22 protein-coding genes are annotated in these 21,792 nt (G+C 34.6%); 11 read left to right on the forward strand and 11 right to left on the reverse strand.

Annotation, left to right across the window (positions count from 1 at the left end; genetic code table 11):
* Positions 1–157 precede the first annotated feature (157 nt).
* From porG to murI, 6 genes are all read left to right on the forward strand, one after another.
* Positions 158–844, forward strand: a complete 687-nt coding sequence (porG, locus tag GS03_RS01380) for a type IX secretion system protein PorG (protein WP_136150788.1) — start codon at positions 158–160, stop codon at positions 842–844.
* Positions 845–847: 3 nt separating this feature from the next.
* Entirely contained in the window at positions 848–1,588 is a 741-nt protein-coding gene (locus GS03_RS01385) for an isoprenyl transferase (RefSeq protein WP_136150789.1), read from the forward strand.
* The gene (locus GS03_RS01390) at positions 1,521–4,295 is read left to right on the forward strand and encodes a BamA/OMP85 family outer membrane protein (RefSeq protein ID WP_136150790.1); all 2,775 of its coding nucleotides are present in this window, start codon (positions 1,521–1,523) and stop codon (positions 4,293–4,295) included. The genes GS03_RS01385 and GS03_RS01390 overlap by 68 nt, the downstream gene beginning before the upstream one ends.
* Before the next feature lie 36 nt (positions 4,296–4,331).
* Complete coding sequence (locus tag GS03_RS01395) at positions 4,332–5,348, forward strand: OmpH family outer membrane protein (RefSeq protein WP_136150791.1); 1,017 nt, start codon at positions 4,332–4,334, stop codon at positions 5,346–5,348.
* A 37-nt stretch (positions 5,349–5,385) separates the two neighbouring features.
* Positions 5,386–5,886: an OmpH family outer membrane protein gene (locus GS03_RS01400; protein WP_136150792.1), complete on the forward strand. Its 501-nt coding sequence runs from the start codon at positions 5,386–5,388 to the stop codon at positions 5,884–5,886.
* Between the two features lie 66 nt (positions 5,887–5,952).
* A complete protein-coding gene (murI, locus tag GS03_RS01405; RefSeq protein ID WP_136150793.1) occupies positions 5,953–6,732 on the forward strand; it encodes a glutamate racemase in 780 nt (259 codons plus the stop codon).
* 83 nt (positions 6,733–6,815) lie between these two features.
* Here murI and GS03_RS01410 read toward each other — a convergent pair whose 3' ends face one another.
* Together GS03_RS01410 and GS03_RS01415 are read right to left on the reverse strand one after the other, a co-directional pair.
* Positions 6,816–7,331 carry a gamma carbonic anhydrase family protein gene (locus GS03_RS01410; RefSeq protein WP_136150794.1) on the reverse strand — a complete coding sequence of 172 codons (516 nt, stop codon included), beginning with the start codon at positions 7,329–7,331 and terminating at the stop codon, positions 6,816–6,818.
* A 44-nt stretch (positions 7,332–7,375) separates the two neighbouring features.
* A complete protein-coding gene (locus GS03_RS01415; protein ID WP_136150795.1) occupies positions 7,376–8,374 on the reverse strand; it encodes a PorP/SprF family type IX secretion system membrane protein in 999 nt (332 codons plus the stop codon).
* A 332-nt stretch (positions 8,375–8,706) separates the two neighbouring features.
* On the opposite strand from GS03_RS01415, the gene GS03_RS01420 reads away from it, so the two are divergent.
* The 4 genes from GS03_RS01420 (at position 8,707) to GS03_RS01435 (ending at position 13,017) form a co-directional block, all read left to right on the forward strand.
* On the forward strand, positions 8,707–9,603 hold the full coding sequence (locus GS03_RS01420; protein ID WP_136150796.1) for a NifU family protein: 897 nt from the start codon (positions 8,707–8,709) through the stop codon (positions 9,601–9,603).
* A gap of 65 nt (positions 9,604–9,668) precedes the next feature.
* Positions 9,669–11,687, forward strand: coding sequence for a thioredoxin domain-containing protein (locus GS03_RS01425; RefSeq protein WP_136150797.1), 2,019 nt, complete (start codon positions 9,669–9,671; stop codon positions 11,685–11,687).
* Positions 11,688–11,738: 51 nt separating this feature from the next.
* Positions 11,739–12,119, forward strand: coding sequence for a YtxH domain-containing protein (locus GS03_RS01430; RefSeq protein WP_136150798.1), 381 nt, complete (start codon positions 11,739–11,741; stop codon positions 12,117–12,119).
* Positions 12,120–12,183: 64 nt separating this feature from the next.
* Positions 12,184–13,017, forward strand: a complete 834-nt coding sequence (locus GS03_RS01435; RefSeq protein WP_136150799.1) for a mechanosensitive ion channel family protein — start codon at positions 12,184–12,186, stop codon at positions 13,015–13,017.
* A gap of 1 nt (position 13,018) precedes the next feature.
* Here GS03_RS01435 and tsaB read toward each other — a convergent pair whose 3' ends face one another.
* Genes tsaB through GS03_RS01450 form a run of 3 tightly spaced genes read right to left on the reverse strand, consistent with a single transcriptional unit; the run spans position 13,019 to position 16,475 of the window.
* Positions 13,019–13,684, reverse strand: a complete 666-nt coding sequence (gene tsaB / locus GS03_RS01440) for a tRNA (adenosine(37)-N6)-threonylcarbamoyltransferase complex dimerization subunit type 1 TsaB (RefSeq protein ID WP_136150800.1) — start codon at positions 13,682–13,684, stop codon at positions 13,019–13,021.
* Between the two features lie 19 nt (positions 13,685–13,703).
* Positions 13,704–15,029: an efflux RND transporter periplasmic adaptor subunit gene (locus GS03_RS01445; RefSeq protein ID WP_136150801.1), complete on the reverse strand. Its 1,326-nt coding sequence runs from the start codon at positions 15,027–15,029 to the stop codon at positions 13,704–13,706.
* Positions 15,030–15,032: 3 nt separating this feature from the next.
* Positions 15,033–16,475, reverse strand: a complete 1,443-nt coding sequence (locus GS03_RS01450) for a TolC family protein (RefSeq protein WP_136150802.1) — start codon at positions 16,473–16,475, stop codon at positions 15,033–15,035.
* A gap of 162 nt (positions 16,476–16,637) precedes the next feature.
* Between GS03_RS01450 and GS03_RS01455 the strand changes: the two genes are divergently transcribed.
* Complete coding sequence (locus GS03_RS01455) at positions 16,638–18,029, forward strand: DUF4403 family protein (RefSeq protein WP_136150803.1); 1,392 nt, start codon at positions 16,638–16,640, stop codon at positions 18,027–18,029.
* 9 nt (positions 18,030–18,038) lie between these two features.
* On the opposite strand, the gene GS03_RS01460 is transcribed toward GS03_RS01455, so the two are convergent.
* The 6 genes from GS03_RS01460 to GS03_RS01485 all read right to left on the reverse strand — a co-directional run bounded on the left by GS03_RS01460 (position 18,039) and on the right by GS03_RS01485 (position 21,750).
* Positions 18,039–18,317, reverse strand: a complete 279-nt coding sequence (locus GS03_RS01460) for a hypothetical protein (RefSeq protein WP_136150804.1) — start codon at positions 18,315–18,317, stop codon at positions 18,039–18,041.
* On the reverse strand, positions 18,307–18,900 hold the full coding sequence (locus GS03_RS01465; RefSeq protein WP_136150805.1) for a DUF420 domain-containing protein: 594 nt from the start codon (positions 18,898–18,900) through the stop codon (positions 18,307–18,309). Before GS03_RS01465 ends, GS03_RS01460 begins: the two co-directional genes overlap by 11 nt.
* Positions 18,893–19,576: an SCO family protein gene (locus GS03_RS01470; RefSeq protein WP_136150806.1), complete on the reverse strand. Its 684-nt coding sequence runs from the start codon at positions 19,574–19,576 to the stop codon at positions 18,893–18,895. Before GS03_RS01470 ends, GS03_RS01465 begins: the two co-directional genes overlap by 8 nt.
* Before the next feature lie 11 nt (positions 19,577–19,587).
* Positions 19,588–20,247: a hypothetical protein gene (locus GS03_RS01475; protein ID WP_136150807.1), complete on the reverse strand. Its 660-nt coding sequence runs from the start codon at positions 20,245–20,247 to the stop codon at positions 19,588–19,590.
* 88 nt (positions 20,248–20,335) lie between these two features.
* Positions 20,336–20,698: a cytochrome C oxidase subunit IV family protein gene (locus GS03_RS01480; protein WP_136150808.1), complete on the reverse strand. Its 363-nt coding sequence runs from the start codon at positions 20,696–20,698 to the stop codon at positions 20,336–20,338.
* 20 nt (positions 20,699–20,718) lie between these two features.
* A complete protein-coding gene (locus tag GS03_RS01485) occupies positions 20,719–21,750 on the reverse strand; it encodes a cytochrome c oxidase subunit 3 (protein WP_136150809.1) in 1,032 nt (343 codons plus the stop codon).
* Positions 21,751–21,792: the final 42 nt, after the last annotated feature.

Genomic DNA, 21,792 nt, shown 5'->3' on the forward strand with positions numbered 1-21,792 from the left:
CGCTTCTGTTTATACTACAATTCTAAAAATACCGTTTTAGAATAGAAACCATTGCAAGACCAATAATAATCAGCACTTTATTTAATTTAACAGAAATATAAAATTCATGTTAAATAAGTACTGAGAATTGTTATATTTGCACGCTATTTTCAATTTGATGAAAAGGATTTTAGTATTATTTTTTTGTTTGATTTTCCAGAATGTTTTGACTGCACAAATTAATGAAATTGGTGTTTTCTTAGGCGGGAGTAATTTCATAGGAGACGTAGGTAAAACCACTTATGTTTCTCCTGAAAAATTAGCCATAGGTATTTTATACAAATGGAATAAAAGCCCAAGACATTCCTATAGATTTTCCTATACACAGTCGACTATTATCGGAAATGATTTAGATTCTGATGTAAAAGGAAGAGTTGAAAGAGGCTATACATTTAAAAATGAGATAAAAGAGTTTTCAGCAGGATTAGAATTCAATTTTTTTGATTTTAACCTACATGAAGTGCTGACAAGAAAAGTGACTCCATATGTCTACACAGGTCTTACTTATACTTTTTACGATGAATTGTATGTAATTAATGGAGAAACAAAAAAAGATGATAGAGCCGGTACGCTCGTCATTCCAATGATAGTTGGCGTTAAAAGTAATGTGTTTGAAAATATAGTTTTAGGATTTGAAGTTGGGGCGAGATATACTTTCACTGATAATTTAGATGGAAGTTTGCCAAAAAACGGAAATTTTGAACCATTGAAATTTGGTAATTTAAACAGTAAGGATTGGTATGTGTTCAGCGGATTTACGATTACATACACTTTTACTGAGAAACCTTGTTATTGCAAAGAATAAAAAATGAGCTTATTAGAAACCATTAATAAAGACAACTTACCAAAACATCTGGCCATAATTATGGATGGAAATGGTCGTTGGGCGAAACAACAAGGTTTACTAAGGGCATTTGGTCACGAAAAAGGAACAAAATCAGTCAGAATTACGGTTGAAACCTGTGCCAAACTAGGAATTGAAAATCTAACATTATATGCCTTTTCTACCGAAAACTGGAACAGACCAAAGTTGGAGGTTGATACCTTGATGAAGTTATTGGTCAATTCACTAAAAAAAGAACTGGCAACTTTAGAAAAAAACAACATTCGGTTAAACTGTATCGGGAACATTGAATTGCTTCCAACAAAAGCTAAAAATGAGCTTTTATCTGTCATCGAAAAAACAAAAAACAACACAAGAATGACGCTGACATTGGCGTTAAGCTATGGTTCCAGAGAGGAATTGTTAAATGTTGTTAAAATTATAAGTGAGAAAGTTAAAAATAATATAATTTCTATAGACACTCTTGATGAATCAATTATAAATGAGCATCTTTACACGCACAATTTACCCGATGTAGATTTAGTGATTAGAACCAGCGGCGAGCACCGTATTAGTAATTTTTTGTTATGGCAGATAGCCTATGCAGAATTTTATTTTACCGATGTTTTATGGCCCGATTTTAAAGAAGATGATTTATATGCAGCCATTATTAGCTATCAAAAAAGAGAAAGAAGATTTGGAAAAACAAGTGAACAAATTAAATAAAATTTCAGTGCAGATTAACCCTTCAAAAATATTCCTATTCATTTTATTATTTGGAACTATTTTTCAATTACAAGCCCAAGACAGAATCCCATTCGAACAAGGCAAAAAATATATTCTAGCTAATGTAAAAGTTAACGGTAAAATCAGCTACAACGAGCAAACGGTTGTCACATTTGCCAGTTTAGAAAAAGGACAACAACTGACAGTTCCGGGAGAAGAATTAAGCAACGCCATTAAAAAACTAGGAAAACTTGGTCTTTTTAGCGACATTGATTTTTATGTAAATAAGGTGGAAGCGGATAGCATTTGGTTAGACTTAGATATTGTTGAACTTCCTAAACTTAGCGAAGCTAAAATTCAAGGTGTTAAAAAATCAAAAGTAGAAGGCCTTATTAAAGATAATTCATTGACAAAAGGAAAAATTGTAAATGAAAACCTGATTACAACGACTAAAAATTACATTGAAAACAAATACAAAAAAGACGGTTATTTTAATACCAAAGTTTTTATAAAAACTATTCCGGATACAACCGAAGGTAATAATGTTAAAATGCTTGTCAATATTGATAAAGGCGATAAGCTGAAGATTTCCCGAATAACTTTTGATGGCAATGAAAAATTCTCTGATGCCAAATTGAGGAAGGCAATGAAAAACACGAAACAGATTAATCCGATTCGTATTTTCAAAGCATCAAAATACATCAAAGACAAATACAAAGAAGACCTTGCTTCTATCATTGATAAGTATAAAGAAAAAGGATACAGAGATGCGCGTGTTACAAGCGATTCTGTGTTTTTAAATGCCAAAAAATCAAAGTTAGCAATCAATGTAAAAGTTGAAGAAGGCAGAAAATACTATTTTGGAAACATGAAATTCCTTGGAAATTCTGTTTATTCAGATCAAACGCTTGGAAGAGTTCTGGGAATCAAAAAAGGAGATACTTATAATGGTGTTTTACTTGAAAAAAGAATTGCCGATAAATCAAAACCTGACGGAGATGATCTTACCAACTTATATCAAAACAATGGTTATTTATTTTCGAACATTAACGCCGTTGAAGTAAAAACGGCTAACGACACTATTGATTTTGAAATTAGAGTTACCGAAGGTCCGATTGCCTACTTTAACAATATTACGGTTGTTGGAAATGACAAAACAAATGACCGAGTAATTTACAGAGAATTAAGAACGCAGCCAGGTCAAAAATACAGCAAAGAAGATTTGGTTAGAACTATTAGAGAAATTGGACAATTAGGGTTCTTTGACCCTGAAGCGATTGACCCAAAATTCAAAAACGTTGATCCTGCTGCCGGAACAGTTGACATTGAGTACAATGTTGTTGAAAAAGGATCCAGCCAAATTGAACTTCAAGGTGGTTATGGCGGTGGCGGATTTATTGGGACTTTAGGATTGTCTTTCAATAATTTCTCAGCAAGAAATATGTTTAAAAAAGAAGCATACAAACCGCTTCCAATGGGTGACGGACAAAAAGTTGCCTTGCGTTTACAGGCAAGTTCGTTTTTCCAGACCTATAGTTTATCGTTTTCTGAACCATGGCTTGGCGGAAAAAAACCAATTCAATTTTCAAGTTCATTGTCGCATAGTAAACAATTTCTTTACTCAGGAAGATCAACTAACGTAGATAGAGATAAGAGTTTTAACATCACTTCATTGTCTGTTGGTATTGCAAAAAGACTGACTATTCCGGATGATTTCTTTGTGTTTTCAAGTTCTGTGAGTTTTCAGTATTATGATTTGAACAACTATAACACCGGATTGTTTACTTTCGGAGACGGTTCTTCAAGAAACTTAGCATATACGCTTGGTTTGAGTAGAAATAATAAAGGAGTAAATCCAATTTTCCCAACATCCGGTTCTGAATTTAGTGTTTCAGCAAAGTTCACTTTGCCATATTCATTATTTAACGGAATAGATTATGCCAATTTAGAAAAACAAAAGGATTATAAGCTTACCTATAGAGAAAACGCAGGTATAAATTATATACAAACAGATAACGGAGCTATTCCAGCTATTGGAGATTACTTGCAGGAAACTACTCCTGGTTCCGGAATTTATCAGACTCTTGGTAGTGATTATACGGCAGCAGGCGTTGCACAAAATGCTGCTGCAGACAGATCAAAGGTTGATCAGCAAAAATTTAACTGGCTCGAATATTACAAAATAAAGTTTAAAGCCGATTGGTATACAAGATTAGCAGGATCACAATCAAAAGCATTAGTATTAAGAGCCTTAGGCGAATTTGGTTATTTAGGCGCTTATAATAGTGGTCGTGGATTAGTGCCTTTTGAGAGATTCTTTGTTGGTGGTGATGGACTGGCTAACTTTTCATTAGACGGAAGAGAAGTTGTTCAATTAAGAGGTTATCCAAACCAATCATTATCTTCACAAGATGGCGCAACTGTTTACAATAAATTCTCACTAGAATTAAGATATCCATTGACATTAAAAGCAGCTGCATCAATTTATGCACTGACTTTCTTAGAAGCCGGATCATCTTATGACACTTTCAAAGAATACAACCCATTTGTGCTACAACGTTCTGCCGGATTTGGTTTGAGAGTATTTATGCCTGCATTTGGATTATTAGGAATTGACTTTGCCCATGGCTTTGATGCGCTTCCTAATACTGGCAGTACAAAACCTAATGGTTGGGAAACACATTTTATAATTGGTCAACAATTTTAATTATATTTGATACAATATTTCTAAATCATATTAAGAATGAAAAAATACATTTTAATATCAATTATAACTTTATCTACTGTATATCAGACAAATGCACAATCTAAGGGTGTTAAAATTGGCTATATAGACATGGAATATATTCTACAAAATGTCCCTGATTATAGTGAAGCAAAAAGTCAATTAGAGCAAAAAGCACAAAAGTGGAAACAAGATATTGAAGCCAAAAAAATTGAAATTGCAAAATTAAAAGATGCCTTAAAAACAGAAAGAGCCTTATTGACCAAAGAGTTAATAGACGAACGTGAAGAGGAAATAAAATTTCAGGAAACGGAACTTTTAGACTTTCAACAAAAAAAGTTTGGACCAAATGGCGATTTAATTACCCAAAAAGCGGTTTTGGTAAAACCAATTCAAGATCAGGTTTTTACTGCTGTTCAAGATATTGCTGAAGCTAAAAAATTTGACTTTGTTTTTGATAAAGCTTCTGATTTAACCATGCTTTTCGCTGCTAAGAGATATGACATAAGTGACCAGGTTATCAGAGTTATTACACGAGCAGAGAAAAGAGAGCAAATGAGCGCAAAACAAGTTAAGCAGCAAGAAGCAAAAGATGCGCTTGAAGATGCTGCCCTAGATGCAAACCCAACCTTAGAAGCTCGTAAAAAAGCATTGGAAGACAAAAAGAAAGCAAGAGAACAACTAGTAGCTGATAGAAAAGCAGCTGCCGAAACTAAAAAAGCGGAACAAGCAGCAAAGAGAGCTGAATTATTAGAGGCCAAAAATGCTAAAAAAACTGGCACGGTTCCTGCTAAAGACAAACCTGTTGATGATAAAACAACAACGCCAACTGAAGCAAACAAAACAGCTGATTCAACAGTCGTAGATCCTAAAGCCGTTAAAGCTGCTGAAAGAGCTAAACTTTTAGAAGATAGAAAAAAGGCTTTGGAAGACAAAAAGAAAAAAATTCTGGAAGATAGAGAAGCTGCAAAAAAAGCAAAAGAAGACGCGAAGAAAGCAAAAGAAGAAGAAAAGAATAAACCAAAAACAGAATAAAATAATAATAACAAATAATTAATTAATACTTTTTAAAATGAAACGATTGAAATCATTATTACTAGCTACAGTGTTATGTTTAGGAGCAAGCTTTACAATGAATGCACAAGCTAAAGTTGCACACGTAGATGTAAATGAACTAATTTCTAAAATGCCGGCGATGCTTGATGCTCAAAAACAATTAGAAAAATTGAGCGGAACTTACGATGCGGAATACAAAACGATGGCTGAGGAATACCAAAACAAAATCAAAAAATACGACCAGGAAGCTGCAACTGTTGGAGACGCTGTAAATGCAACACGTCAAACTGAAGTTCAAGACTTAGTTAAACGTATTACTGATTACAGAGACAATGCTCAAAAAGAATTGCAAAAGAAAGAAGCAGATATGGTAAAACCATTAATGGATAAAATCAAAGCTTCGATTGCAAAAGTTGGTAAAGCAAAAGGATACCAATACGTTTTAAACCTTGCTGATTTACTTTTAGCTGATGGTCCGGATTTAACCGCTGACATTAAAAAAGATTTAGGATTTTAATATAAAATCATAATACTATTAAAAACTGCTCAACTAATTGAGCAGTTTTTTTTTACTTTTGTTTCTATGCAAAACAACAATCCTATAGGGCTTTTTGATTCGGGAATTGGAGGCACTTCCATTTGGACAGCAATTCACAATTTGCTTCCAAATGAAGATACCATTTATCTTGCCGATAGCAAAAATGCGCCTTATGGTCAAAAATCAAAAGAAGAAATTATTGCGCTAAGTATTAAAAATACCGAGTTTCTTCTGAATCAAAACGCCAAAATAATAGTTGTGGCTTGTAATACGGCAACGACCAACGCTATCAAAGAATTACGTGCAAAATACGATGTCCCATTCATCGGCATTGAACCAGCCATTAAACCGGCAGCCATAAATTCTCAAAAACATGTAATTGGTATTCTTGCCACTCAGGGAACACTGAATAGTGAATTGTTTCACCAAACTGCTGAGAAATTCCATGACACCAAAATCATTGAACAAATTGGACACGGTTTAGTTCCGCTAATTGAAAATGGCGAGATGAATTCGCCAAAAATGAACGAACTGCTTCATCTCTATTTGGAACCTATGATAGCTGCCAATATTGATTATTTGGTATTAGGCTGCAGCCATTATCCTTATTTGATTCCACAGATAAAAAAAATACTTCCAAAAGAAATCAAAATCATCGATTCCGGCGAAGCAGTTGCGCGTCAAACTAAAAATGTTTTATTGGAAAGAAACGGATTGAATAATGAAAAGAATGTTGCAAAGGCAATTTTCTATTCCAATTCAGACCCAAAAGTATTGAAGGATATTTTAAATAATAAATACGAAGTAATTACTAAAGATTTTTAGGAGCCAAACTTGTGGGAATTTTTTTAACCATGTTCCCGTCTCGTCATTCTGACGAGAGGCTAGACTCAAACTAAAGGCATTCTTTATTCGTCTTTAAACCAACTTGAATACATCACGTAGTTATTAGAAATACGCTCAATTTCGCCGGCAAAATCAGATTGATCAATGTCTTTTACTTTCTTAGCAGGAACACCTGCCCAAATCGTCCCCGATTCAACTACCGTATTTTGAGTAACCACTGCTCCGGCTGCAATAATAGAATTGCTTTCCACAACACAATTATCCATCACAATAGCACCCATTCCGATTAATACATTGTCATGAACTTTGCATCCATGTACAATTGCATTATGACCAATTGAAACATTGTTACCAATTTCGGTCGGATGCTTTTGATACGTACAATGAATAATTGCCCCATCCTGAATGTTTACCTTATCTCCTATTTTTATATAGTGAACATCGCCACGAATAACGGCATTGAACCAAACACTGCAGGATTTTCCCAAAACAACATCACCAACAATTGTTGCATTTTCAGCAACAAAACAATCTTCGGGAATTTGTGGGCTTTTACCGTTTACAGCTTTTAGTATCATGGTTAAAAAAAAATTGTCCCGATAAATCGGGACAGTTATTTGTATTAATTAATGGCAGGACAATTACAGTGATATTTCTCTGGTTTGCAGAATAAATTAAGTCCTAAAGTTATTTGGTGAAATCCACCTGCATCAAATTTAACATCACCTAACAAATGAGAATAGGTATACGAAAACACATAATTTTTAAAATTAACGCCAATTATTGGTGTTATATATTGCAGCTTTTGATCAGCAACACTGTTACCTTGTACATATTGCGCCCCATCAAGACTTCTTCTATATGATAATCCACCCCATAGTCTTCCGAAATTTAAGTCTTTATAGGCTTTAATGTTAAAGTCAACCGTTTTCTCCTGGGTTAGCGTAACAAGTTGAAACATAAAAGATGGTTCCCATAGAATTTGTTCAGCATCACCAAAAGTATAACCGGCGTTTAAAATGAATCTTCTCAAATTTACCGGCTCGCTATCAGTATATAACTTTCTGTCACTTGCCAATGCATTTTTAACTGTTCCATGAACATAGAAATCAAGAAAGTTATATGACGCTCCAATATCAACATTAAAATAAGTCGACTTTTGAATTGAACCAAAAATCAAAGGATCAAAAGAAGGATTGTTGTCATAAAATGTTGTTTCATCCAAATTACTTTGAATAAAACCAGCACTCATACCAAACGAAAGTTGGTTTAAATCAACATTATCACGTGAAAACATAATATGGTGTGCATAGGTCAATTTCATACCTGTCTGAGAGTGATAACCGTTTTTATCGTTAAAAACAATAATTCCACCTCCGGATCTTTCACCTAATGCGCCATTGAAACTCAATGTTTGCAACGCTGGCGCGTCCTTTTGTCCCAACCATTGTTGTCTTGCTGTTAGTCTTAATTTGGCGCAATTTGCAGCTCCGGCCATTGAAGGGTGAAGCAAATAATAATTATCAGATAAATAATCCGAATACACGGGTAATCCTTCCTGTGAATGTGCAAATTGTGCTACTACTAGTAGTGCTAATAAATAAATCTTTCTAAAATTCATTGTTAACTATATTTATTAATAAGAAATGGGTTCTAAATGTTATGCTGCAAGATTTTCTATGTGCTTAATGTTAAACCAATTCACCTTTCTTTACTGCTTTTCAACTGATTTGGTGCATTAATTCAACACGGCGCTCAAATATATAAATTTTTGTAATAAGTTTTCTATCTATTACAACAATATTCAAATATCATTGCTCCCTTTTCCTGTTGGGAAAGGAATAATGCACACAGGTTTTTACCTGCAATATGTTAATTAATTGTTTAATTGTCCAAATATAGCCATTCACAGAAAATAACTTTGTTAAATTTGCATAAAAATATACTTTCCCAATGAAAATCAACATAAAAGAAACTCAAAACCCAACTATATTAAAATTTGAATTTCCCGAATTTATAACGCAAAACGAAAGCTTTGAGTTCAAAAATATTGATGAGGCTAAAAATTCCCCTCTAGCGCAACAATTGTTTTATCTCCCTTTTGTAAAAACTGTTTATATCTCAGGGAATTTTATTGCAATAGAAAGATACAGCATTGTTGAATGGTCTGATGTTCAAGAAGATGTTGCTGAACAAATTGAAAATTTTGTCAATAACGACGGCGTGATTGTGTTGCCAAATGACAATCCAACCAAAAAGCAACCCATAACTGTTTATGGTGAAACCACACCAAATCCGGCTTCATTGAAATTCGTAGTGAATAAAGCATTGACCAAAACAGCAGCCGAATTCAAAAATATTGACGAAGCAAAACCATCGCCATTAGCACAGGAATTATTCAAATTCCATTATGTGAAAGAAATTTTTATAGCCGAAAATTATATTTCGGTTACCAAGTATGATAGCATTTCATGGGATGAAATCACATTGGAATTGCGCACCTTCATCAAACAGTTTATCGAAAATGGCGGAACTGTGATTGACGAAAGTCAAATTGTAAATTCAGAAAAACAGGAAAAACAACAAATCAAAAACTTCGATAATCTTGATACTACTTCACAGCAAATTATCAATATTTTGGAAGAATATGTAAAACCAGCCGTTGCTGCTGATGGCGGAAATATCCTTTTTGATTCGTATGATGAAACTGAAAAACGTGTAAAAGTAGTGCTTCAAGGCGCCTGCAACGGTTGTCCTTCTTCTACATTTACCTTAAAAAGTGGCATCGAAAATATGCTGAAAGACATGCTCAACGATAAAGATATTGTGGTTGAAGCACTTAACGGATAAGCAATTATTCAAAATAAAAAACTAACTTTAAGCGTCCTATTTTGGGCGCTTTTTTAATGTCAAAAATGAACGAACTACATCTCGAAACGAGTCCATATTTATTGCAACACGCCAATAATCCTGTTCATTGGAAAGCATGGAATGCCAATTCTTTGGCTTTAGCCAAAAAAGAAAACAAACTGATAATCATCAGCATCGGTTACTCAGCTTGCCATTGGTGCCACGTAATGGAACACGAAAGTTTCGAAGATGACGAAGTGGCTTCTACAATGAATGCAAATTTTATCAGCATCAAAATTGACCGCGAAGAACGCCCTGATATTGATGCCGTGTATATGAAAGCGGTTCAAATTATGACCGGACATGGAGGCTGGCCAATGAATGTCGTGACTTTGCCCGACGGAAGACCCATTTGGGGCGGAACCTATTTCAGAAAAAACGACTGGATAAATTCGTTAGAAAGACTTCAGGAAATTTATATCGAAAAACCGGAAGTCATTTTGGATTATGCCAAAAAACTAAATGACGGCTTACAATCGTTGAGTATCATTTCAAAAAACGATTCGGAAACGAATTTTAATTTTGAAATTCTTGAATCTTTGGTTTCCAAATGGCAAAAAAGTTTCGATTGGGATTTTGGCGGAATGGCTCGTGCACCAAAATTTATGATGCCAACCAATTATGAATTTCTATTGCGATTTGGTTATCAAACCAAAAACCAAACGATACTGGATTTTGTAAATCTAACGTTGACAAAAATGGCTCATGGCGGATTGTTCGACACTGTTGACGGCGGATTTTCGCGCTATTCTGTCGATATGAAATGGCATGTGCCACACTTTGAAAAAATGCTTTATGACAACGGGCAATTAATTTCGCTTTATGCCAATGCTTATAAATTGACCGGAAATAAACTCTATAAGGAAGTCATTGAAAAAACATTACAATTTGTCGAAAAAGAATGGCTCACAAAAGACGGAAGTTTTTATTCCGCGCTTGACGCCGATAGTTTAAACGCAAAAAATCATCTTGAAGAAGGCGCTTTTTATGTTTGGACAAAGTCAGAATTACAAGAGTTACTTCAAGACGATTTCGAATTATTTTCGGTGGTTTTCAACATCAACGAATTCGGATTTTGGGAACATGAAAATTATGTTTTAATCCAAAATCAATCATTGGAAGAAATCGCTTTTCGACAAAATATCGATTTAGAAAGTTTGGTCCAAAAGAAAAAAGATTGGGAACAAATTCTTTATATCGAAAGAGAGAAACGCAGCAAACCAAGATTGGATGATAAGTGTTTAACCTCATGGAATGCCATTATGCTCAAAGGTTTTGTAGAAGCGTATAAAGCATTGGGCAACCAAAACTATTTAAACATTGCTTTACAAAATGCTGATTTTATTATCAAAAATATTTGGAGTTCAGAAGGAAATTTAAAACACAGTTACAAAGACGGAAAGGCCACCATCAATGGTTTTCTGGAAGATTACGCTCATGTCATTCAGGCGCTTATTTCTTTATACGAAGTAACGTTTGATGAGAAATGGCTGCAAAATGCCAAGCAATTAACGGATTATGTTTTTGATAATTTTTATGATGAGAAAGCCCAATTTTTCTCGTTTACTTCACATCAGGATGAAGCATTAATCACAAACCATTTTGAAGTGGAAGACAATGTGATTCCTGCTTCGAATTCGGTAATGGCCGATGCTTTATTCAAATTGAGCATTTATTTCGAGAATAATTACTATGAAAAAATCTGCCGGCAAATGGTTCAGAATATTATTCCAACGGTTACTTATCCTTCGGCATTTTCGAATTGGCTGAACGTACTTTTACATTTTTCGGAACAAAATAAAGAACTTGCAATTTGTGGAAATAATGCTTTAGAACATTTACAAAAAATAAATCAAGCTTATTTACCAAACATCATTATTGCAGGAAGTTCGACAGTTTCTAAACTCCCATTTCTGGAAAATCGCTTTTCAGATAACGAAACCTTATTTTATTTATGTCAGAACAAAACTTGCCAACAACCAACCAATGATAGTAAAGAAATCCATGATACTATAAGAATTTAATCGCAGAAAAATCGTAATATTGTTATTATTAACAAACTAAAAACTACAGTCATGGCATTAGGAGATTTTTTTAAAAAGTTGTTTGGTTCATCGCCAAAAGAAGTATCAGATAAAGCAGAAACTTTTGCTGAAGAAACATTAGAAAAAGCAAAAGTAGCCGCAGCTCCATTAGTAGACAAAGTGGAAGATTTTGTGGATACCGCAAGAGAAAAAGTAAGCGAACATATTCCGGCTGCTAAAGAAACGCTTGAAAATGCGGTAGAAACGGTAAAAGAAAAGGCAAGTGAATATGCTGAAAAAGCAGAAGAAATGGCAGAAAATGCTGTGGCAAGTGTAAAAAATGCCTTTGCAAATGATGCTTCCGAAGATGCTGAAGAAATAAGAACAAAAGCAGAAGACGTCATAAAACCGGCTGATGAAAATGCCGATTAATTTTTAAAATTACTATTTTTGCCAAAATAATTTATCCCGATACTTCGGGATTTTTTATCAAATTATGGAAAAGAAAGAACTGCACTATATTCATTCCTTCGCGGAATATGTTGATCAATTTATCAAACTTTTAATTGATTATTCTCCTAAGCTGATTTCGGCTTTAATCATTCTTTTCATCGGACTTTATGTTATCCGACTTGTCAATCGTTTGGTGAGAAAGATTATGGTTAAGCGGGAAATAGACGCTACATTATCCGCTTTTTTGGCCGATAGTTTGCTTTGGGCAATGCGCTTTTTACTTTTCATAACCTTTATTTCCAAACTCGGAATTGAAACTTCTTCGTTTGTCGCTATTCTTGGAGCTATTGGGTTGGCTGTTGGTTTGTCTTTACAAGGTTCGTTATCCAATTTTGCTGGTGGCGTGCTGATTATTTTATTTAAGCCTTTCAAAGTTGGAGATTCGATAGAAGCGCAAGGTGTAGCCGGAACGGTAAGTGAAATTCAGATTTTTGTAACCAAATTAGTTACCGGAAACAATCAAACTATTTTTGTGCCTAACGGTATTTTATCCAATGGTGTTATCACAAATTTTTCTTTAGGAAAAAACAGAAGAGCCAACCTGCTTTTTAATATTTCGTATGACACCAATATTAAAACTGCCAAAGAAATTGTGATGCAGGTTTTGGAAAATCATCCCAAAGTACTCAAAACTCCGGCACCAAATGTAGCTGTCAATCTTTTAACCGATGCTGCAATTCAGTTGGCAATACAACCATGGTCAAAGAATGCTGATTTTGGACAAATGTGTTCGGATGTTTTAGAAGAATGTAAAGAAGCATTTGATAAGGCCGGAATTGTGATTCAGCCTTTTGTAAAAGAAGCTTCGAAGAACTAATTTACTTTGGTTTTGCTATCAAAAAATCCTTGAGATAAAAAGGTTCAAAGTACGCCACATCTTCAAACTCGTTTTTTACGAATTTTTCATAGCTCAAAGAACTCATTTCATTTGCTGAAGGAAAAACTATTTCGGGAAGAAAGTTGAAATTGTTTTTTACTAAAACGGTTTTACATTTTTCCTGGCAATCACCAATAAAATAAACAGCTTCTGTTATTTCGGCATAACTGTTTTCAGTAAGAACTTCAGCCTGCACTTCCATTATTTTGTTATGATTTGCATCAAAAACGGCACTGTAAACTTCCATTCTGCGCGCATCCAGCATTGGAACGATTAAACCGTTTTCAACAACAACCTGCTTGGCTAAAACCTGCAAAGTGTCAACAGAAATCAACGGAATTCCAAGTGCATAGCACAAGCCTTTTGCGGTGGAAACTCCAATACGCAAACCGGTATAAGAACCCGGACCTTTACTTACGGCAATGGCTTTCAAGTCTTGAACAGAAACACCTGTTTCTTTTAGAATATCTTCAATAAAAACATGTAGTTTCTCGGCATGAGAATAACCTTGTTCAGCGATTTCTTTGCATAAAACAGTTTCTCCATTTTTAGCCAAAGAAACCGAACAATTTTTGGTTGCCGTTTCTATATTCAGAATGTAATTCAAGATTTAGGATTTAATAATTTTAATTAGCAGAAACCTTAACCGAAGTTTCCTTTTTATCTTTTTCATCAGAATCCTTTCCCGAAGTAACTCTATCACCAGAGTTCAGGTCTTTTGTAACTGTTGTATAAGGCCCAACAATGACTATGTCGCCTTTCTTTAAACCGGAAGTAACCTCAATATTAGTATCATCCTGAATTCCTGTTTTTACAATTCTGATTTTGGCTTTATTCCCAACTTTTACAAAAACACATTCAAATTTCTTGTCGCTTTTTGCGGTAACTTTTTTGTCGTCGCCTTCCTCTTTTACCTCATAGCTTTTGGTTGCAGCCGTATCTGATTTTACAACAACAGCACTAATTGGCACACCAATAACTTTTTCTTTTCGTTTGGTAATAATATCAACGGTTGCTGTCATTCCTGGTCTGAATGGCGAATAAGTTGCCGGTTTTCCTTCCAATAAATCCTGGTATGATTCTTTTAAAATTCTAACTTTTACTTTAAAATTTGTAACCTGATCAGCCGTTGTTGCTGTGCTGGCCGAGTTGGAAATGCTGGTTACAATTCCTTTAAATTCTTTTTTCAAATAAGCATCAACCTGTATTTTGGTGCTGTCGCCAATGCTGATTTTTACAATGTCATTTTCATTCACATCTACTTCAACTTCCATATTATTAAGGTTGGCAACGCGAAGAATTTCAGTTCCTGTCATTTGCTGTGTTCCTAAAACACGTTCTCCTAATTCAACCCCAAGTGAAGAAATAGTTCCGTCAGCCGGAGCATAAATCGTTGTTCTCCCAAGGTTATCTTTTGCTTCCTTTACAGTTGCGTTGGCACTTTGTACATTGTAATAAGCCGATTCTTTGTTTGCCTTTGCTCCTTCAAATGTAGCTACGGCTTTATCCCAATCTGATTTTGAAATAATTCCTTTATCATACAAAGTTTTACTTCTGTCATAACTTGCTTTTGCTTCTTTAAATGTTGCATCTGCCTGACTTAATCCTGCTTTAGTCCCAGATAAATTAGAAATAGTTCTGTTATAACCCGAAGTGTATAAATCGGGATTTATTTTAACCAATAAATCTCCTTTTTTTACCACTTGTCCTTCTTTTACAGGCAAGGCAATAATTTCTCCTGAAACTTCCGAAGATATTTTTACTTCAATTTCCGGTTGGATTTTTCCGGTAGCTGAAACGGTTTCAACAATTGTAATTTCATCAACTTTGGCTGTTTCTATTTGTTTTGAATCATCATTAGCGCCAATAATTCCTTTTGACTTTAAGGTAACAAGCACTATTAATAATACGACAACAACTCCAACTAGTATATAAATTTTCTTTTTTGACATGATTTATTGTTTTTGAATGATTGGGATTCCAAAATATAATTCTACTACTTTCATTTTAAAAATATAATCGTATTTCGCACGAATAACATCCGATTGAGAATTGATATACAATGTTTGTGCTTGATTATAGTCGAAGGCATTCATCATACCAACAGCATATTTTTCCTTAGCATAATTAAACGCTTCTTGTCGGGCTTCAGTAGTAGCAATCGAAGCTTCATAAGTATTGAGCGCGCCTTTAGTATCGGTTATGGCTTTATAAACATTGGTTTCTAAGTCAATTTTAGCCTGGTCAAAAGCGTTTTTAGATTTTTCATAAGCCACTTTCGAACGTTCTACATTATTCCTGCCTGAAAAACCATTAAATATCGGCACATTTAATTGTAATCCGAAATTGTGCCCTTTGTTGTCACTAAATTGATCAGATATCGGTGCTGGCTTACCGAATGTTGGGATATAATTGGGCTGTATTACATTTTGTCCTGTTCCTTCTACCTGTCCTATTACTGTTGTAGGGTTTGCTGTATCTAAGATAAATCCTGAAACCCTGTCCGAATAGCTGGCATTGGTTCCGAAGTTATAACCAAAGGAAAGACTTGGTTGTAGGGCACCTTTAGCAATTTTAATATCGCGTTGAGCAATATCCAGATTAGCTTTGGCAATTTTGATTTCCACACGAACTTCATTGGCCTTGGCTACAATCGCTTCAGGTGTTTCAGCCATCACCGGACTTGGTGTTGGTTCGATTTCTACATCGGCTATATCAAAATCCTTAAAGTCTTCCAAACGCAGTAATTGTGCCAGGCTCAATCTTGAAATCAACAAGGCATTTTCAGCGGCAACCAACCTTTGATTGTCGGCGGCAACTGTCGCTTTCATGTCTAACAAATCTCCTCGTGGCACCATTCCGGCATCCACTAATTCCTGCGAACGTTTTAACTGCTTTTCATCATTCGCTAATTGGCTTTGTTGTACTTTCAGGTTTTCTCTGTTGAATAAGATATCCAAATATGCATTGGCCACATACAACGAAATATCATCCTGCATTTTAGTCAATTGGTATTGTGCAGCTAGTTGTGCAATTTTGGCTCGGCGCAAACGGTTTTGGTTTTGCAAACCGTTGTAGATATCAACACTTGAACTTAAACCAACTTGGGTAAATTGAGTCGTTTGATTTTCACGCGCATTGGTCACCGGGTTGATATTGGCTCCAATACTCCATGAATGCGAACCACTGGCATTTAGATTAGGGAAAAAACTACCAATAGCAGCTTTTTTATCAATATCCGCCAATTTAACATCCAATTCAGATTGTTTGATGGATATGTTGTTTTTCAAAGCATATTCAACACATTCCTGAATAGTCCATTTTTTTTGCTGCGCGACGGAAGTAAATCCGAAAAGAAGAATAAAAATTAGTGTGAATGATTGTAGATTGTTTTTCATAGTAAAGGGGTTGCCGTCCTTAAATTTTCTAATAAACAAAGATATAATTTTTGCCTTTTGATTGCTTATTTAATAACATACAACTTTAGACTTACCTTTTTTAATAATGTTACAATGTTTTACATTTTTTACTTTTATTTTTGCCAAAAATTAATCGCACTCATGTCAAGAATAAAAGCAACACTTTCAATCCTATTTCTTTCCCTTATTTATACTGGTTGTTCGACTACTCAAAAAATTGAAGCCTTAAAACCACTTCCTTCGGATAATACTCCAATGGTTTTCAACACCAAAACATCTTTTGTCAATATGCCGTTGGAAATTTCATTAAAAGAAATAGAAACCCAATTGAACAAAACGCTGATCGGTGAGATTTACAACGATTCCAATTTGGAAGATGATAAAACCGAAATGAAAATCACGAAAACAGCACCTATTCGTCTGATTGAGAAAAATGGTAAAATCCAAACCGTACTGCCTTTAAAAATTTGGTCCCGATTCAAATACGGAACCGATTTTATGGGTTTAAATGATACCAGAGAAATTAACCTGAATGGTACAATTACACTGCTTAGCGATGTGAGATTGTCCAATTGGAAAATGTCTACTACCTCTAAAATTGAGGATTTTGAATGGTCAGAAAGCCCGTCAATACTAGTCGCAGGGAGAAATGTTCCGATTACATATATCATCAATCCAACGCTTTCTATTTTCAAATCAAAAATTGCTAAAAAAATTGACGAAGCCATTGAAAACTCCTGTGATTTTAAGCCTTATGTGCTTGATGTTTTAGAAAAAATGAGCACACCATTTATCACCAGCGAACAATACCAATCCTGGTTTAAACTTATTCCGATTGAAGTGTATGTTACCGATGCGGTTTTGGGAAAGAAGGAAATAAAAATGGATTTAGGGCTGAAATGTAATATGCAAACGATGGTTGGCTCAAAACCAAAAAGCAGCTTTGACCGAGATGGCATTCAGTTTAAAGCGGTGACAAAAATTCCGGAAAAACTAACTGCAAACGTTGCTGCCATTTCTACTTATGAAAGCGCATCTAGGATTATTTCGAGTAATTTTAAAGGAAAAGAATTCGCTGCCGGCAGCAGAAAAATAGTAGTTCAAAATGTGGCGCTTTGGCAAAAAGACAGCAAAATTATTATTGCGCTTGATATGACCGGAAGCATCAACGGAACTATATATCTTTCGGGAAGTCCAAATTATAATGCAGTGACCAAAGAGATTTACTTTGAACAGATGGATTATGTTTTAAACACTAAAGGCTTATTAACCCGAACAGCCAATTGGTTGTTACAAGGTGTTATTTTGAAAAAGATTCAGGAAAACTGCCGTTATTCAATAAAAGAAAATTTGGATGAAGGCAAGAAAAGTTTACTGCCTTATCTGAATAATTATTCGCCTATGAAAGGTGTTTTCGTAAACGGAACCATGAATGATTTTGATTTTGAAAAAGTAGAAGTAACCGATAAAGCCATCATCGCATTTATAACCACTACCGGAAAAATGAATGTGAAAATTGACGGAATGGATTAAATCTGAAAATTATTCTTTGGAAACTGTTTTCTTAAAGTACATTTTGTATATCGCAAAACCAATTACCGCTACAATAATATAAGGAACAGCCATAAGGAATACGATACCGTCGTTTACTGCTTCTACTTTGGTTTTATTGCCTTCACTTTCTAGAGAAGCACGGCACATGGCGCATTGTGCTGTCGCAGAAAGAGAAAAGAAGCAAGAAACAAGAAGCAAGAAAAAATTACTTTTCAAACTAAATCGTCTTGGCTCTTGATTCTTTTTTCTTTGTTCTTTAATTAGCATAATAAGGCGAAATCATTAAATACACTACAACTCCGGTAACAGCAACATACAACCACAATGGAAAAGTGATTTTAGCAATCTTTCTATGTTTGTCAAATCGTGCTGCCAGTGCTCTGACATAGGTAATCAATACCAGTGGGATAATCATAATTGATAACGCAATATGGGTAAGCAAAATGAATAAATAGACATCGCGTCCAATACCTGCATTTGTTTTTTCTGTTGCATCTAAAATTTTGTTTCCGTCTATATCACCATAAACCGTTGAATCTGCGGTCATGTGATACGCCACATACATTACCAAAAAAACTACCGAACAAGCAATCGCTGTAGTCATGAATCTTTCATGTACTTTTTGGTTTCCGTTTTTAATTGCCATTACACCCATTATTAAAAGCAATGCGGTAAGACCATTTATAGAAGCATAAATTGGCGGTAAAAACGAAAGTGGTTCTACTTCAATGCCAAAATCTTTTAGCTTGACCGTAAATAAAACAGCCACAACTACCGGTATTAGTATTGAAACTAGAATTATTGGAAATCTAAATCGTTGTTCTAGTGTTTTGTTGTCTGATTTATTCATTTAATAGTTTTTTTATGTCCTCTGTAATGGCTTTTACACCTTTTTTCTCCAAACCATCGTAGTATAAAATTGGGTTCCCAAAATTATCTCTTCTGCAACGGATGTTTCCTTTTTTATCAATTAATGCAAACGTACCTGAATGTTCGAATCCGCCGTCAACATTTTTATTTTCTCCTGCATAGGTGTTGAAACCTTTATTCGCAATTCCAAAAATATAATCCTTGTCGCCTGTAAGCAAATGCCAGTTGGATGATTTTACGCCAATCTGATCAGCATGCTCTTTCAATACTTTTGAAGTATCGTGCTCAGGATTGATGGAAATTGAAGCAATTCCAAAGTTTGGGTTACCAAAAAATTTATTTTGAATATCAACCATGTTTCTATTCATAATGGGGCAAATGGAAGGACAAGTTGAAAAGAAAAATTCCACCACGTATACTTTGCCTAAATAGGTTTTGTCGCTAATCTTTGTTCCGTTTTGATCTGTTAATTCAAATTTTGGTACCGGTCCAATTGTAACCAAACCTGTCTCTCCGCTTTTATGATTGGAAATAGCATCTATTCTGTCGCCCTGAACTACAGTGCCGCTTTTTATTCTGTTGATAATTTTCGGAATAAAGATGATTCCGAAAATTAAAACAACAAATGATACTCCGATGTATGCTTTATTCTTCATTTGATAAAAATCTAGAGTTCTTTGGTTGCATTATTATTTTTTTTGAGTGCAGCACGATATTCATAAATGATGATTTTCATATCGTCCATCATCTTATTATAAAGCTCTGCAACAAAAATTGTGTTGTATCCTTCTTTATACTCCGGCGTTCCTTTTTGGTCTTCGCCTTTTCTGCCTCTTAAGTTTCTTTTTTTGTCGATGATAAAAACATTAGGTGTTGCCATTGTACTATCTAATTTACCGACTAATTGAAGTTTGTCATAGAAAGCATTTATTTCATCAGGCGAAGCAAAAACAAAACTCCATCCTTTATGTGTGCCTAATTTCTTTATGTCTAATTTTAATAATTCTTCAACCTGTTTCTGAGTTCCGTCAGGCAATACCATAACAACCTGAAAATCCTTGAAGTCTTTATATTTATCATAAATGATTTCATAAAGGTTAAAAAAGTTTCCTTTATGTTTCATGACATCACTTCCTATAAAGCCAAGTATGGTTATTTTATTGGTTAAAGCGACTGGTTTATTATCTAGTGTTTTCCAGGTATTAACTTCGGGAATGTTTTTGGTAATCGTTGGCAACGAAATAAAACTATTTACTCCTGAAGCAAAGAAAAGATAGGCAACTATGGGTAAAATAAACAAGACAAAAAGGACGATATTTTTTTTCATTTGGATTGTGAAAAGCGGCTGTGCAAAAATAAAAAAATCCCGTCTGTTTCAATAGAATAGACGGGACTTTTTTTGAATTAATATAGTATTAAAAATTCCACTTTATAGTGCCGCTTTCAAAAATTCCAAAGATATAATCAGCTTCAACAAGAAGGATGAATAATAAATATAGGGCAAGGAAAATTACGGTAGCAACAACTGCCCAACGCAGACTGCTTCTCTCACCTTCCATGTGCATGAAAGCCCAAACAATATAATATGCTTTATAAAGCGTTAATATGATGAATACCCAGTTTAATAAATTCATACTAATGAAGTTATTCATGTATAAGAAATCCGGTCTTGAAATTCCTAAATACACCTCAACTGTAGTTACTACAGACAAAAGTGCGAAAACCATCCAGATTCTTTTTGTATTTGATACGTGTTCGTGTGCGTGATCGTGTGACATAATATAAATTTTCTAAAAAATTAAACTAAGTAGAAGAATGTAAATACAAATACCCAAACTAAATCGACAAAGTGCCAGTAAAGTCCAACTTTTTCTACCATTTCATAGGTTCTTCTTTTCTCATACGTTCCTAAAACTACGTTTAAGAAAATAATAAAATTGATAACAACTCCAGAGAATACGTGGAAACCGTGAAAACCTGTAATGAAGAAGAAGAAATCAGCGAATAATTTACTTCCGTATTCGTTGTGTTTCAAGTTAGCACCTTCTACTACAATAGCAGCATTGGCAACCATTACTTCAGATTCAGCTCTTGTTAAGATTTCTCTTTTTTTGTTGTGATTTAAACCTGGTTCAAGCTTTTTGTTAGCTTTATCTTGAGGAGTGTCTCTATAAATTTTTTCTGTTCTGACTAACAATTCAGGATGTGCTTTGAAACCAGCTTGTACTTCTGCAACAGAATAGGTTGTTAGGGTTTCTTCATCTTTCATGAACCATTTCCCTTTGTCTCTTGATAAGGCTTCTCTTTGTCCAGGAAGATGAACAGCAAAGTCTTCTAGTTTAACTCTTTCGCCTTTATTGTTTACGAATTGAATGATACTTCCACCTTTAGTTTCTACAGCACCATATTCACCTTTGATAAAGTTTTTCCATTCCCAGGCTTGTGAACCTACGAAGATTAAACCTCCAAGAATAGTCAATAGCATATAGAACGCTACCTTTTTTTGTTTCATGTGATGACCCGCGTCAACGGCCAACACCATCGTTACAGAAGAGAAGATTAAGATAAAAGTCATCAATGCCACATAATACATTGGTGCTTCTACACCATGCATAAACGGAAAGTGAGTAAACACTTCGTCGGCAATAGGCCAATTATCAATAAATTTAAATCTAGAAAAACCGTAAGCCGCAAGAAAACCGGTAAAAGTCAAGGCATCTGATACGATAAAAAACCACATCATCAATTTGCCATAACTTGCTCCCATTGGCTCATTTCCGCCGCCCCAAGTATTTTCAGTATTATTTCCAGTAGTAACTGTAGCTCCCATAAAAGTTATAAGTTAAAAAGTTTCCAAATTTAGATTTTTTTT

This window comes from Flavobacterium sangjuense (genome assembly GCF_004797125.1).
GTDB lineage: Bacteria > Bacteroidota > Bacteroidia > Flavobacteriales > Flavobacteriaceae > Flavobacterium > Flavobacterium sangjuense.